Origin of the sequence: Mesorhizobium sp. WSM4310 (assembly GCF_007003935.1) — a bacterium.
In the GTDB taxonomy this organism is placed as follows: domain Bacteria; phylum Pseudomonadota; class Alphaproteobacteria; order Rhizobiales; family Rhizobiaceae; genus Mesorhizobium.
The window spans coordinates 1-14650 of record NZ_VFTA01000047.1 but is presented as its reverse complement, the minus strand read 5'-3'; the positions used below and the strand labels follow the sequence as shown (position 1 = coordinate 14650).

Annotated in this window: 14 protein-coding genes; 10 read left to right on the top strand and 4 right to left on the bottom strand. The window is 63.5% G+C overall.

Annotated features, from left to right (window positions below; translation table 11 throughout):
• Positions 1 to 41: 41 nt before the first annotated feature.
• Positions 42 to 413 carry a hypothetical protein gene (locus FJV80_RS30930; protein ID WP_095772143.1) on the top strand — a complete coding sequence of 124 codons (372 nt, stop codon included), beginning with the start codon at positions 42 to 44 and terminating at the stop codon, positions 411 to 413.
• 31 nt (positions 414 to 444) lie between these two features.
• On the opposite strand, the gene FJV80_RS30925 is transcribed toward FJV80_RS30930, so the two are convergent.
• Positions 445 to 660: a hypothetical protein gene (locus FJV80_RS30925; RefSeq protein WP_142878214.1), complete on the bottom strand. Its 216-nt coding sequence runs from the start codon at positions 658 to 660 to the stop codon at positions 445 to 447.
• Between the two features lie 230 nt (positions 661 to 890).
• Here FJV80_RS30925 and FJV80_RS30920 point away from each other — a divergent pair, with 230 nt between their 5' ends.
• Positions 891 to 1127, top strand: a complete 237-nt coding sequence (locus FJV80_RS30920) for a hypothetical protein (protein ID WP_095772144.1) — start codon at positions 891 to 893, stop codon at positions 1125 to 1127.
• Between the two features lie 29 nt (positions 1128 to 1156).
• On the opposite strand, the gene FJV80_RS30915 is transcribed toward FJV80_RS30920, so the two are convergent.
• A complete protein-coding gene (locus tag FJV80_RS30915) occupies positions 1157 to 1510 on the bottom strand; it encodes a hypothetical protein (protein WP_245318089.1) in 354 nt (117 codons plus the stop codon).
• Positions 1511 to 1692: 182 nt separating this feature from the next.
• Here FJV80_RS30915 and FJV80_RS30910 point away from each other — a divergent pair, with 182 nt between their 5' ends.
• The 7 genes from FJV80_RS30910 to phoB all read left to right on the top strand — a co-directional run bounded on the left by FJV80_RS30910 (position 1693) and on the right by phoB (position 11581).
• A complete protein-coding gene (locus FJV80_RS30910) occupies positions 1693 to 5862 on the top strand; it encodes a PAS domain-containing protein (protein WP_142878213.1) in 4170 nt (1389 codons plus the stop codon).
• 516 nt (positions 5863 to 6378) lie between these two features.
• The gene (gene pstS, locus FJV80_RS30905) at positions 6379 to 7434 is read left to right on the top strand and encodes a phosphate ABC transporter substrate-binding protein PstS (protein ID WP_095772147.1); all 1056 of its coding nucleotides are present in this window, start codon (positions 6379 to 6381) and stop codon (positions 7432 to 7434) included.
• Between the two features lie 66 nt (positions 7435 to 7500).
• A complete protein-coding gene (gene pstC / locus FJV80_RS30900; RefSeq protein WP_095772148.1) occupies positions 7501 to 8484 on the top strand; it encodes a phosphate ABC transporter permease subunit PstC in 984 nt (327 codons plus the stop codon).
• Between the two features lie 3 nt (positions 8485 to 8487).
• A complete protein-coding gene (pstA, locus tag FJV80_RS30895; RefSeq protein WP_095772149.1) occupies positions 8488 to 9339 on the top strand; it encodes a phosphate ABC transporter permease PstA in 852 nt (283 codons plus the stop codon).
• Complete coding sequence (gene pstB / locus FJV80_RS30890; protein WP_095772150.1) at positions 9336 to 10139, top strand: phosphate ABC transporter ATP-binding protein PstB; 804 nt, start codon at positions 9336 to 9338, stop codon at positions 10137 to 10139. Before pstA ends, pstB begins: the two co-directional genes overlap by 4 nt.
• Positions 10140 to 10164: 25 nt before the next feature.
• Positions 10165 to 10872, top strand: coding sequence for a phosphate signaling complex protein PhoU (gene phoU / locus FJV80_RS30885; protein WP_010911897.1), 708 nt, complete (start codon positions 10165 to 10167; stop codon positions 10870 to 10872).
• A gap of 19 nt (positions 10873 to 10891) precedes the next feature.
• Positions 10892 to 11581, top strand: coding sequence for a phosphate regulon transcriptional regulator PhoB (gene phoB, locus FJV80_RS30880; protein WP_006328038.1), 690 nt, complete (start codon positions 10892 to 10894; stop codon positions 11579 to 11581).
• 88 nt (positions 11582 to 11669) lie between these two features.
• Here phoB and FJV80_RS30875 read toward each other — a convergent pair whose 3' ends face one another.
• Entirely contained in the window at positions 11670 to 11933 is a 264-nt protein-coding gene (locus FJV80_RS30875) for a hypothetical protein (RefSeq protein WP_095772151.1), read from the bottom strand.
• Between the two features lie 89 nt (positions 11934 to 12022).
• Positions 12023 to 13267, bottom strand: a complete 1245-nt coding sequence (locus FJV80_RS30870) for an ROK family protein (RefSeq protein WP_095772152.1) — start codon at positions 13265 to 13267, stop codon at positions 12023 to 12025.
• A 273-nt stretch (positions 13268 to 13540) separates the two neighbouring features.
• On the opposite strand from FJV80_RS30870, the gene xylF reads away from it, so the two are divergent.
• Positions 13541 to 14581, top strand: a complete 1041-nt coding sequence (gene xylF, locus FJV80_RS30865; RefSeq protein WP_019861602.1) for a D-xylose ABC transporter substrate-binding protein — start codon at positions 13541 to 13543, stop codon at positions 14579 to 14581.
• Positions 14582 to 14650: the final 69 nt, after the last annotated feature.

The window sequence follows — 14650 nt, the reverse complement described above, 5'->3', positions numbered from 1 at the left end:
CCGTTGAGCGGATCCGGCTTGGAATAAGATGAGGGCTTGCGATGAAATGCGTGGCGGCAATGCTGACGATCGCCGGTGGAATGCTGGCTGGGACGCTCCTGCCTGCACAAGCAGCAGTGCTCAACACAATGGATGATGTCGGGGACGCGATCCAGGCATGCTGGACGCCGCCGGCGGACGCGGGTAATTCCACAGTAACCCTGAGTTTCAGCTTCAAGCGCGACGGCTCGCTGATCGGTCCGCCGCGGCCGACCGCCGCCAAGGTGACCGGCGATGACAAGGCGCGAAAAGCGTTCATCGACGCGGCCATCGCCGCCGTCAAGAATTGCACGCCTCTGAGTTTTTCACCGGCTTTGGCGCAAGGCATTGGTGGCAACGTCTTCACGTTGCAACTGGTTTCCCCAAAGAAATAGCGGCTGGCGCGGCCGCTTCGGAGCCAATTGCTCAGTGACTCGGGCGCCGTGCCTTGGCGTGCCGCGCCAGATCCGGGGTCTCGAAGACATAGTCGCGCCAGGCCGATTCCGGGATGTGCCCGGCCAGATAGCACTCAAGCAACAGGTTTTCCTCGGGATTGAGCGGTCGTGGCGCGCGCTCGTGGTCCAGCCCGAGAGAATGAAGAAGGTCTCTTGTCAGTTCCGATACCGTGAAGTGGATCGACATCTGCGTTCTCCCTGTGCCTTGAACGCGGCAGTCAGGCAAAGGTTCAGCGTCAAGCTTCGGTAACATCGGATTGATCGTTCGCTCGGGCAGCCCACGGCCCGGCAATTCCGATAGTCGCCGGCCCGGGATAGGCGCTGCAGCGCGCCGTCATGATGAAGCCGGCTATGGGGCCCGTCTGGAACGGAGGGGCGCTCACGGCGTTGTGATCGACATCAGCCGGGAGAAAAACCATGGCCACGTTCAGGGAAATGCGGGTTCTGGAGATCGTCGAAGACGGCTCCCTGACCCATGACGAGAAGGTCGCCGAACTGCGTAAGATCGAATCCGAGGCGCGCGGCCTGCAACGGGCCGCGTCTGAGAGTTCCATGGGTGATGATGACGGCTGGCAGGACGATTTGCGCCAGGTTCGCCTTGCGCTCGACAAGCTTGGCGCGAAGCAACCGAAGAAGGGCGCGGCATCGCTGTAAGGCTGCGGGGAACTCTCCCCGAATTGCGCCTATTCGCAAACCATGCGAACGCGCTCGCCTGGTGCGCTCACGTTCCTGCATGCCAGTTGTTTTTCCGGGCCCGACGGCGGGGGAGGCGGCGGTGAATATCGCGTCTGATGCCGTCTGTGCCCGGCAGGTTTCGAAACCTTGCGTTCGGCAAATTGTCCGGGCGGCTGTGGCGGCACCGGAAAGGCGCCGTTGTCGGCCGGCGGCGTGTAGTCGACATTGGGTGGCGGCCGGTCCCAGAAGCGCCTGGCGTCGAGCGGCCGCGGGATGATGACCGTGCCGTCATAGCTGCGCGCACAGCCACTGCCGAAAAGCAGCGCCACGCCCAGCAAGAAAGGCCCTATCCGTCGATACATTAGCAACACCCCTGCGCGGCTTATAACGCGGCCTCGGGCCGCCCGACAACCGGACGGAATAACGCAGGAAGAGCGTGCCGGTTGCGCCGTTAAGGTTAGCGGATCGTTAATGCTTCTCGGGCACATTCCGCCGACGAACCGCGGAGGGAGGGTTCGGCCTTGATTTTCGGGGTGGGGACAGGATGGCGGAAGCGGACGAAGTCGGCGCGCGCGGCAAGCGTGGGCCCGAAAAGCCAGTGCATCGCGGCGACGCGCCGCCACGCGCGGACATGGATTCGCCCGACGCGCTTCGCCAACTGCTCGATGCAGGCTCGGACTGGGTCTGGGAGACCGATGCCGAACTGCGGTTCTCCTGGCTTTCACCCACCTACCAGGCGGCCACCGGCATCGATCCGGCTGATGTGCTGGGTCGGTTCCGCTTCGATTTCCTCAACCAGGTCCTGAAGGGTAACCACAGCGCGACGGCGCATCTGGAGGACCTGCAGGCGCGCCGGCCGTTCCGCGACTTCGTCTATGAACTGAAGGGAGGCGGCGCCGCCTGCCGCTGGGTGCTGACGTCAGGCTTCCCACGGTTCGACAACGAAGGAAAATTTGCCGGCTACCGCGGCATAGGCCGCAACGTCACCGCATTGGCCGGCGCCTTCGAGACCATGGAGCAAAACCGGTCGTCGGGCAGCGATCCCGACCGGCATCTTGCCGACCTCGAACGGACGATGGACGCCATGCACATGGGCGTCGTGCTGCTCGATGGCAAGCTCGACACGCTGATCGTCAACAAGGCCTATCGCGACCTGTCCAGCATTCCGGACGGGGTTGTAACCGTTGGCGCTCCCTTCAGCCAGTTGATGGAACTCAACCGCCGCAACGGCATCTATGGCGATATCGACGAACAGCAGTGGCAGCGCTACCTCGCCGGCCGTATCGAGGAGATTCGCGCCGGCTCCGTCGCGCCTCGCGAATTTGTCCATGCCGGCGGCAGGACGATGATGTTCTCGGTGACGGCGCTGTCCGGCGGCAAGCGGCTCTTGACCTACTATGAGGTTACCGAACTCAAGCGTCGCGACGCCGAGATCGAAGGCGCCAACGCCAAAATCGCCGAGACCTTCGTCAATCTCCGCACCATGGTCGATGAGATGCCGATCGGTGTTCTCGTGCTGGATGCCGATATGCGCGCCGAAGTCATCAATCGCGCCTTCTACGACTTCTGGAGGATCGATCCAGGCCGCGCCGGGATCGGCTCGGCCTTTCGCGAACTCATGGAAGCCAGCCGCGCCATTGACCCTTACGGCGCCGATGACGCTGCCTGGCAACGTCATACCGCCGAGCGCGAAGCCGAAATCAGGGCCGGCGTCGCCGGCTCCAGACAATTGCCGCACAATGACGGGCGCACGCTTGTCGCGTCGCTGGCACCGCTGCCCGGCGGCAAGCGGCTCATCTCCTATGTCGACGTCACCGACATGAAGGGGCGTGAGACCGAGGCACAGGACGCGCGCAAGTACCTAGCCAGCGTGCTGGAATCGCTGCCGGCCGGCGTCATCATCTACGACCGCGACGACAAGTTCGTCTTCGCCAACCGCAAACTGCAGGACACGCTGCCGGCGCTGAAGCCCTTCTGGCAGCCTGGCTGCAGCTTCCGCGAGGCGCTGGAATTCGGCCAGTCGGTCGGCTATTTCCGCTCGAGCGGCGATGCCGGGATCGACAGGCTGTACGGGGTCGAACCCGAACGCTGGCTCGACAGCATACTGGCCCGCTACCACCTGCCGAATTCTTCCTACGAGCGCCTCAATGCCGATGGGCGCTGGTACCAGGTCTACGACATGCGCACCGATGACGGGACGTTCATCGGCGTGCGCGTCGACATCACCGACATCAAGAGCCGCGAGGCGGCGCTGCGCGACTCGATGCGCCAGATCGATCTCTTCCGCCACGTGATGGACGAGTTGCCGGTGGCCGCCTTCATCAAGGCGCAGGACCTGAGCATCGAATTCGTCAACAAGGCTTGGTGCGCGCTGACCGGCATCGCCAAGGAAGACGTCATCGGCCGGACCGACCGTGAGCTGTTCGGCACACAAGACGCGGAAGGCTACAGCCATGACGACACCCAGGTCGTCGTAACCGGCCAGGGCCTCGAGGTCGAAGAACCTGTCACCCATAGCGACGGCACGGTGCGGCAGTTGATGACGCGCAAGAGCCGCCTGGTGGCGACAGACGGATCGGTGCATCTGGTCGGCTCCAGCACCGATATCACCGACGTCAAGGCGCGCGAGAAGGCTCTGGAAGAGAGCATGCGCGAGAACGAGGTGTTCCGCAGCCTGATCGACAATGTACCGGTGTCGATCTACGCCAAGCGCTCCGATCTCAGGCAGTTCTATGTCAACAAGGGCTGGTGCGATCTGACCGGTCTCAGCAGGGAAGATGCGATCGGCAAGACCGACATCGAGATTTTCGGGGAGGACGGCGAGGCTTTCGTGGCCGGCGATCTCGCCGTGCTGCGCACCGGCGACACCCAGGAGGTCGAGGAGACGGTGCGGCTTGCCGACGGCAGCGTCAGGCATCAGTTCGCGCGCAAGGGCGCGATGATCGCGTCGGACGGTTCGCTCTACCTGATCGGATCGACCACCGACATCACAGAACTGAAAATGCGCGAGGCGGAGCTCAGCGAGGCGCGCCAGCGTGCCGTGCTCGCCGACCGCGCCAAGTCGGAATTCCTCGCCAATATGAGCCATGAGATCCGCACGCCGATGAACGGTGTGCTGGGCATGGCTGAACTCCTGGCCAAATCCAATCTCGATCCCAAGCAGAAAACGTTCACCGACATCATCGTCAAGTCGGGCAACGCGCTGTTGACGATCATCAACGACATCCTGGATTTCTCCAAGATCGATGCCGGCCAGATGGTGCTCGATCCGGCGCCCTTCAACCTTGCCGAGGCGATCGAGGACGTGGCGACGCTGGTGTCGACACGCGCCAAGGAAAAGGATCTCGAACTCATCGTGCGTGTCGAGCCGAGGCTCGAAAGCCTGTTCATCGGCGATGTCGGCCGCATCCGGCAGATCGTCACCAATCTGGTCGGCAATGCGGTGAAATTCACCGACGAAGGCCATGTGCTGGTCGACGTGACCGGTGAGAGGGTTCCGACCGGAACCAGGCTGACGATCTCGGTCACCGACACCGGGATCGGCATCCCCGAGGAAAAACTGAAGCTGGTGTTCGAAAAATTCAGCCAGGTCGACACCTCCTCGACACGGCGGCACGAGGGCACCGGGCTTGGCCTTGCCATCACCTCACGGCTGGTCGAACTGATGGGCGGCACCATCGGCGTCGAGAGCGCCGAGGGAAAGGGCTCGACCTTCTGGTTCACCGTGACGCTGCCCAGGGCCGGACAGAGCGGGCAGCGCATCATGCCAGTGGATGTGACGGGCGCACGCGTGCTGATCGTCGACGACAATGCCGTCAACCGGGCCATCCTGACCGAGCAGATGACCTCGTGGACGTTCGATTCCTGCGCGGCCGAAAGCGGCGCGGAGGGCCTCAAGGTGCTGATCGCGGCCGCCGCCTATGGCGTGCGTGTGGATTGCGTCGTGCTCGACTACCAGATGCCCGAGATGAGCGGCGCCGAAATGGCGCGTGTCGTGCGCAGCACCGAAGGCCTAGCCGACACGCCCATCATCATGCTGACCTCGGTCGACCAGTCGCTTGCCAACACCAGCTACCGCGATCTCGGCATCGACGCCCAGCTGATCAAGCCGGCGCGCTCCTCGGTGCTTCTGGAGACGCTGGTGGCGACTATCCAGCGTCATCGCCACGCCACGGACAGCCAGGCCGTCCAGCCGCTCGCAGCCGAAAGGCCCAAAGCTCCCCAGCCGCCGCCGCTGGCGCTGTCCGAACAACGCGCGCAATTGCAGCCGCCGCCGGTTCGGCCTCGGCTGCCCGTCACTGGCGGTGATGGACACAGGCTGGATATACTGGTGGCCGAGGACAATGAGGTGAACCAGATGGTCTTCACCCAGATCCTTGGCGAGACCGGCCATGGTTTCGAGATCGTCGGCAATGGCCGCAGGGCGCTCGAGGCTTTCGGCAAGCTCAATCCATGCATGATCCTGATGGATGTCTCGATGCCGGAGATGAGCGGGCTCGAAGCGACCGCCGCGATCCGCCGGCTGGAGCAGGAAACCGGCACGCATGTGCCGATCATCGGCGTGACCGCGCATGCGCTCAAGGGCGATCGCGAACGCTGCCTGGAGGCGGGCATGGACGACTATCTGCCCAAGCCGATCAGCCCCAGGGCCCTGCTGGACAAAGTCGAGCGCTGGCTCGGCGCCGGCCGCCAGGTCCAGCGCAACGCGGGATAGCACGGCGTCGCCCTGTTCCAAGGATCCGAATCAATCGCGGATGATGCTGCTACCCCTGCGTGCAATGCCTATGGTGCGATCGCACCATACCAAAGCCGGCGCCGAGCCGGGACAATGGCAAAATCGAATTCCGCCCTTGCAGTTACGGGCGGGAGCAGCGACCGCCGGCAACAAACAGCGTCAACCTACCCCAACGGACCTGTTTTTGGCGATGGCCCGGCCATGACACGCTCTGGCCTTGAGCAACGCGCTCCCGTCCGGATTTTCTTCATCCGAGAAAGCCACGTCGAATCCGGCGGCGGCTCCGGCCGGTGGATGGCTCAAGTCCCTGATTCCGGGCGCAAACCCGGATCAGGCCACGGCCATCCGACGCGACCGCCTTTTGCACAGCCGGCGACGCGTTACCGGGCTGACACGAAACTGTCATGCGACTGTAATAATCCAAGGCTATTGGCCTCAGCGGGCGCTGGTTTGGAATGGCGCCGAGAGACCATCTTCCGAACAGGAGCAGGCCACATGAGACATTTCATCCGCTCGGCGGCCGTTGCGATCGCAATGGCTACAGCGTCTACCTTCACCCTTTCCGCAGCCATCGCAGCTGATCTTTCCGGCGCTGGCTCGACCTTCATCTATCCGGTGTTCGCCAAGTGGGCCGACACCTACAAGAAGGACACCGGCATCGGCCTCAACTATCAGTCGATCGGTTCGGGCGGCGGCATCAAGCAGGTCATCGCCAAGACCGTGACCTTCGGCGCCACCGACAAGCCGATGTCCGACGCCGATCTGGAAAAGAACGGCCTCGTGCAGTTCCCGATGGTGATGGGCGGCATCGTGCCGATCATCAACCTGACCGGCGTCAAGCCGGGCGAACTCGTCCTCGACGGCAAGACGCTCGCCCAGATCTATCTCGGCGCCATCACCACCTGGGACGATGCCGCGATCAAGGCGCTGAACCCCGGTCTCACCCTGCCGTCGACCGCGATCGCCGTCGTGCATCGTTCGGACGGCTCGGGCACCACCTTCAACTTCACCAACTATCTGGTGAAGCTCTCGCCCGACTGGAAGGACAAGGTCGGTTCGGACTCCGCCGTCGAATGGCCGACGGGCGTCGGCGCCAAGGGCAGCGAAGGCGTTGCCAACACCGTCAAGCAGACGGACGGCGGCATCGGCTACGTCGAATACGCCTATGCCAAGCAGAACAACCTGTCCTACTCCAAGATGCTGAACGCAGCCGGCAAGGTCGTCGAGCCGTCGCTCGAATCCTTCGGCGCTGCCGCTTCGAATGCCGACTTCAAGGGCGCCAAGAACTTCAACGTCATCATCACCAACGAGCCCGGCGACACCACCTGGCCGATCGCTGCCTCGACCTGGGTCCTGATCCACAAGGCTCCGGATGATGCCGCTGCCACCGGCGAAGCCCTGAAGTTCTTTGCATGGGCCTACAAGGACGGCAAGGAAACCGCCAAGGCGCTCGACTACGTCTCGATCCCCGACAGCGTCGTCGACCTGGTCAAGGCTTCGTGGAAGGCCGACATCCAGGCCGGCGGCAAGCCCGTCTACGTTGGCGAGTAACATCCTCCAAAGGAGCGCCGCGCCCGCGGCGCTCCTTTTCCTTCAACCGAAAGAGCCGAGCTTGACATGAGCGCTGTCCAGGAAGCCTTGCCAGCCGTTAGAAGTTCGCGCGATGCCACCGTTCGACGGTTCGCACTGACCGACGCAATCTTCCACGCGACAACCCGCGCCGCCGCGATATTGGTGCTGGTCCTGCTCGGCGGCGTTGCGATCTCGCTGTTTGCCGGTTCCTGGCAAGCCCTGTCGACCTTCGGCTTTTCCTTCCTGACCAGCGAAAGCTGGAACCCGGTGACGGAGAAGTTCGGCGCCCTGGCGCCGATCTACGGCACCATCATCACCTCGGCCATCGCCATCCTGATCGCCGTGCCGCTCGGCATCGGCATTGCCATCTTCCTCACCGAGCTTTGCCCACGCCCGCTGCGGCGTCCGATCGGCATGGCGGTTGAACTGCTGGCGGGCATCCCTTCGATCATCTACGGCATCTGGGGCCTGTTCGTGCTGGCGCCGTTTCTGCAGACGACGGTGCAGCCCTTCATCATCAGCGTGTTCCACGGCATTCCGGGCCTCAACAGCCTGTTCGCAGGCCCTCCTTACGGCATCGGCCTGCTGACCTCGGCGATGATCCTGGCCATCATGATTCTGCCTTTCATCACCTCGATCACCAAGGACGTCTTCGATACGGTGCCGTCGGTGCTGAAGGAATCGGCCTATGGCATCGGCTGCACGACCTGGGAGGTCACGCGCCGGGTCGTCATTCCCTACACCCGCATCGGCATCATGGGCGGCGTCATGCTCGCCCTCGGCCGCGCCCTCGGTGAAACGATGGCGGTGACCTTCGTCATCGGCAACGCGCACCGCATCTCGACGTCGCTGTTTGCGCCGGCAACGACCATCTCGGCGACCATCGCCAACGAATTCACCGAAGCGGTCGGCGACCTCTACACTTCCTCGCTGGTCGCGCTCGGCCTCATCCTGTTCGTTATCACCTTCCTGATCCTTGCCATCGCCCGCTACATGCTGATGCGCATCGACGCCCGCACGGGAGCCTGACCGATGTCGACAGCCGCATCGCTTCACCAGAGCCGCAAGCGCAAGAATGGCGTGATGATGGCGCTGTGCGTCATCGCCGCCTGCATCGGCCTTGCCTGGCTGGCGTTGATCCTTGGCGCCTTGCTCTACAAGGGCCTGGCCGGCGTCTCCCTCTCGGTCTTCACGGAAATGACGCCGCCGCCCGGCGACGCCGGCGGCCTGCTCAATGCCATCTACGGCAGCATCGTGATGACCATCATCGGCATCATCGTCGGCACGCCGATCGGCGTGCTGGCCGGCACCTATATGGCCGAATATGGCCGCTTCTCGAAGCTCACCACGGTAGTGCGCTTCATCAACGACATCCTTCTGTCGGCGCCGTCGATCATCATCGGCCTGTTCGTCTATGAGCTGATGGTGCGGCCGATGGGGCATTTCTCGGCGATCGCCGGTGCCGTGGCACTCGCCATCCTGGTCATCCCCGTCGTCGTGCGCACCACCGAGGACATGCTCAACCTGGTGCCCAACGCCTTGCGCGAAGCCGGCACCGCGATCGGCGCGCCGCGCTGGGTGGTCATCCGCTCGGTTGCCTATCGTGCCGCGCTTTCGGGCATCGTCACCGGCATATTGCTGGCCATCGCCCGCATCTCCGGCGAAACCGCACCGCTTCTTTTCACGGCGCTGAACAACCAGTTCTGGTCGAGCAATCTCAACGCGCCGATGGCCAGCCTGCCTGTCACCATCTTCCAGTTCGCTCTCAGCCCCTATGAGGAATGGCAGCAGCTGGCCTGGACCGGTGCACTCATAATCACATTGACGGTTCTCGCGCTCAGCATCTTTGCGCGCAGCCTGACCGGACGCAGAGAGGACAAATGAGCCAGATGTTGTCTCCAGACATGACGATCGCCGCAGAGGCGGCGACCAAGGCCAAGATCGAGGTCAAGAACCTCAATTTCTACTACGGCCAGTCGAAGGCGCTGAAGGACATCACGCTGTCGCTGCCCGAGCGCAGCGTCACCGCCTTCATCGGCCCGTCGGGTTGCGGAAAGTCGACGCTGCTGCGCGTCTTCAACCGCATCTACGAGCTTTATCCCAAGCAGACCGCCGAGGGCCAGGTGCTGCTCGACGGCCAGAACGTTCTCGACCGCTCGCAGGACCTCAACCTGCTGCGCACCAAGATCGGCATGGTGTTCCAGAAGCCGACGCCGTTCCCGATGTCGATCTACGAGAACATCGCTTTCGGCGTCAGGCTCTACGAGAAGATCAGCAAGGCCGAGATGGACGGCCGCGTCGAGCAGGCGCTCAAGCGCGCGGCACTGTGGACCGAGGTCAAGGACAAGCTCAATGCTAGCGGCCTCAGCCTGTCGGGCGGCCAGCAGCAGCGGCTGTGCATCGCCCGCACCGTGGCGGTGAAGCCAGAAGTCATCCTGCTCGACGAGCCTGCCTCGGCGCTCGACCCGCTGTCGACCGCCAAGATCGAGGAGCTGATCGACGAGCTGCAGGCCGACTACACGATCGTCATCGTCACCCACAACATGCAGCAGGCGGCGCGCGTCTCGAAGCAGACCGCCTTCATGTATCTGGGCGAACTGGTCGAATTCGACCGCACCGAGAAGATCTTCACGTCGCCCCGCGAGAAGCGCACGCAAGACTACATAACCGGCCGCTTCGGCTGATCGCACGCATACGAGGACCAGGATCATGGCCGAACACACAGTCGCAGCCTTCGACGAGGATCTCGGACAGATCAGCAGGCTGATCAGCGACATGGGCGATCTCGCCGGCTCGATGGTCGGCGGCGCCACCAAGGCGCTGCTGAACTCCGACAATGCGCTCGCCCAGCGCGTCGTCTCCGACGACGCCATCATGGATGCGCGCCAGCGCGAACTCGACGACCGCGCCATCACGCTGATCGCCAAGCGCCAGCCGATGGCCGATGATCTGCGCCATGTCGTCGGCTCGATCCGCATGGCCGGCGATCTCGAACGCATTGGCGACCTTGCCAAGAACATCGCCAAGCGCGTCGGCACTGTCGGCCTCAGCGCCACGCCGCGCGACCTCTCGCATTCCATCGACGCCATGGCGCAGCTGGTGCTGATCCAGGTGCAGGGCGTGATCGAGGAGTATGCGGCGCGCGATGCCGCGGCACTGGCGAAGCTGCGCGCCGACGATGAGCGCATCGACGTCAAATACACCTCCGTCTTCCGCGAACTGCTGACCTATATGATGGAGGATCCGCGCAACATCACGGCTTGCACGCATCTGTTGTTCTGCGCCAAGAATCTCGAACGCATCGGCGACCACGTGACCAACATCGCCGAGAATGCGTACTATGTCCTGACCGGTACGCAGCTGCCCGCCAACCGTCCAAAACAGGACGAGACGGCGATGTCGGCGCCGGCGGCCTGAGCGCAGGGGTAACCAACCGATGATCGCACCACGCATCATGGTGGTGGAGGACGAGGAGCCGCTCGGCGTGCTCCTCCGCTACAATCTGGAATCGGAGGGTTACCAGGTCGAGGTGGTGACACGCGGCGACGAAGCCGAAATCCGCCTGCAGGAGAACGTGCCCGACCTGCTCGTGCTCGACTGGATGGTGCCGGCGGTATCCGGCATCGAACTCTGCCGGCGATTGCGGATGCGGCCCGAGACCGAGCGGCTGCCGATCATCATGCTGACCGCGCGGGGCGAGGAAAGCGACCGTGTACGCGGGCTTTCCACCGGCGCCGACGACTATCTGGTCAAGCCGTTCTCGACGCCGGAATTCATGGCCCGCATCAAGGCGCTGCTGCGCCGCGCCAAGCCGGAAGTGCTGTCCAGCGTGCTCAAGGTCGGCGATATCGTGCTCGACCGTGAATCGCACCGGGTCTACCGCAAGAAGAGCGAGATCCGGCTCGGGCCGACCGAATTCCGCCTGCTCGAATTCATGATGCGCCATCCTGGCCGCGTGTTCTCGCGCAGCCAGCTGCTCGACAATGTCTGGGGCGAGACGATCTACATCGACGAGCGTACCGTGGACGTGCATGTCGGCCGGTTGCGCAAGGCGGTCAACAATGGTCGCATGCCGGATGTCATCCGTACCATTCGTGGGGCGGGCTACGCGATCCGGGAAGACTAGAGCTTGCCTCATCCCGATAAAATCGGGATGAGGCTCCAAGATCGAAACTCCAATCAGCAGGTAGTCGCCAATGCCGTGAAGAGGGTGATCAGCGGACTTCGACTTCTCCCAACAGATGTTGCCGCCTCATCTCCTCTTCGACCCATACAGCAACGCGCTGGAGCTTTGAATGTTTGATGTCTCGAATGATCAGCTGCGTAGTGGCCGCGTCGACCTCGCCGATAATAATTTCGCCCCAGCCGTTGGTTCGCAGGAAGCGGTAGACGTCCTCGCCGAAGTTGCGAACACGATGGACGAGGCCGTAAAACTCGGCCTGATCTATGTTGAAGTTGATCACCAACGAACGGGACATCAGCAGATCATACAGGCAGACACATTGCCAATTGATGTCGCAACGGGCCGAACGCGGTCGTTCAGAATGATCGAGTTTCGCCCTGACCGTCAGGCAACGTTCTTTCCGGCACCCGTTCTTGCCTGCACGCCCGGCGCGAAAATCTCCTGGTCGACGAAGGTCAGCGCGCGCATGGCGCAACCTTCGCGGATCAGCGGCAGTTCGTTCGGTTCGGTGTCGAAGGAGATCGATTCCGAGTGCTGACCACCGGCGGTCTGGGCGATCGCCTCGCGCAATGCCGGCTCGATCAGATCGAAGGCGGCGGCGCTGACGCCGACCATGGCAACGGGCGCCGGATCGATCAGCGCGAACAGGCTGCCGAGGCCGTAACCCAGTGCCTCGCCGGCCTTGCGATAGGCTTCGCGCTCGGGCCCGTCCCGTTCCCGTGCCGTCGCGGCCAGCGCCCGCATCTGCGCGTCGCTGACATCGGCCACCGGCTCGGTGTCCTCGCCGAGCTGCCTGGCATTGCGCCAGATGGCGTAATTGCCGGCATAGGCCTCGACACAGCCGCGCCGCCCGCAGCGGCAGAGCGCGCCGCCGGGCCGATGGATCATGTGGCCGAACTCGCCGCCCGAGGAATGGGTGCCGGTGAACAGCTCGCCCTTCAGCACCAGCCCCATGCCGATGCCGTGCGAAAGCAGGATGGCGATGAAGTCGTCGCGGTAGCGCTCGGGATCGCGCCTGCGCAGCGCCACCGCCATCATGTTGCAGTCGTTTTCCATGGTGGCGGGGATGCCGAACTCGGCTTCGAGTATGTCGGCGAAGGCGATGTCGGTCTGCGGCGTGATCGGCGACCACAGCATCGCCCGGGCCTCGGTATCGGTGATGCCCTGGATCGCCAACGCGATGCGGGCGACGCTGCGCACGTCAATGTCGGGATCCTCGAGGCGCCGCCTTACGATGGCCACGCATTCGCCGATCAGCGCCTCGCGCGACATGGTCAGCGTGTCCAGCCGGCGCTGTTCTTCCGATATCACCTGGCCGGCATAGTCGATGACTGCGACCGACAGGAAATTCAGCGACAGCACCACGGTCATCACAGCCGCGGCCTCCGGAGTGAGGCCGAGGCCGACCTGCGGCCTGCCGCGTTTCAGCGCGCCGGCCTCGCTCGGCTTGCCCTCGGCCAGGATGCCTTCGCCGATCAGGTCTGAGGAAATCGCCGATATGGTCGAATGGCTGAGGCCGGTGGTCGCGGCGATCTCGGTGCGTGAGGGCCGGCCAGCCTGGCGCACGGCCGCGATCACCATCGCGCGGTTGCGCCGGCGCAGATCGTCGTGGCGGATTCCGACCGACATGTTTTTTCACATCCTCCCGGTCGCCGCGGTTCTTCCGGCCTCCCTCGAACGCTGCCGGCGACACGGTCAAATACTGGCAGAAGCGGCCGGTGCTGTCATTTATTTATTGCGAAGCTCGAAAAAAATTCAGAGGGACATCAAAATCCATCAGAATCGTTGTTGACAGCGTTCCGGTGTTGGATCAGTGTTTTTTCGAGGCTCGAAAAAATAGGGCCTCTGTGCCGGCCTTAGGGCCAGTTTGGTCGCGCCATACGCGGCGCAGGGAGGAATATCATGAAGAGATTCACGGCCGCCATCCTGGCGGGTGTCGCCATGTCGCTGACGCTTGCGTCGGTCGCGCAGGCGAAAGACAAGGTCATCGGCGTTTCGTGGTCCAACTTCCAGGAAGAGCGCTGGAAGACCGACGAGGCCGCCATGAAGAAGGCGATTGAGGCCGCCGGCGACAAGTACATTTCCGCCGACGCGCAGTCCAATCCCGGCAAGCAGCTTACCGATGTCGAGAGCCTGATCTCGCAGGGCGCCAATTCGCTGATCATCCTGGCCCAGGATGCCTCGGCCATCGGCCCGGCCGTGCAGAAAGCGCTGGACGAAGGCATTCCGGTCGTCGGCTATGACCGCCTGATCGAGAACAAGGACGTCTTCTACCTGACCTTCGACAACAAGGAAGTCGGGCGTTTGCAGGCCAGCGCGGTGTTCAAGGCCAAGCCGGAAGGCAACTATGTCTTCATCAAGGGCTCGGGCGCCGATCCGAATGCCGACTTCCTGTTCGCAGGCTCGATGGAAGTGCTTAAGGCCGCCATCGACAGCGGCAAGATCAAGAATGTCGGCGAGGCCTATACCGACGGCTGGCTGCCTGCCAACGCCCAGAAGAACATGGAGCAGTTCCTGACCGCCAACGACAACAAGGTCGACGCGGTCGTCGCGGCCAATGACGGCACCGCCGGCGGCGTCGTCGCGGCGCTGACGGCGCAGGGGCTTGCTGGCACCGTGCCGGTCTCGGGGCAGGACGGCGACCATGCCGCGCTGAACCGTATCGCGCTCGGCACCCAGACCGTGTCGGTGTGGAAGGACGCGCGCGAACTCGGCAAGAACGCCGCCGAGATCGCCTCGCAGCTGGCCGACGGCAAGAAGATGACCGATATCGCCGGTGTGAAGGACTTCACGACGCCTGGCGGCAACACCGTCAAGTCGCTGTTCCTGACCCCGGTCGCCATCACCAAGGACAATCTCAACGTCGTCATCGATGCCGGCTGGATCAAGAAGGACGAAGTCTGCGCGGGCGTTGCCGCCGGCAGCGTCGCCGCCTGCAACTAAACGGCGCAATACCGTTCGATATCGACGCCGCGGCCCCAAAGCCGCGGCGGTTATAAAAGGGCATACCCC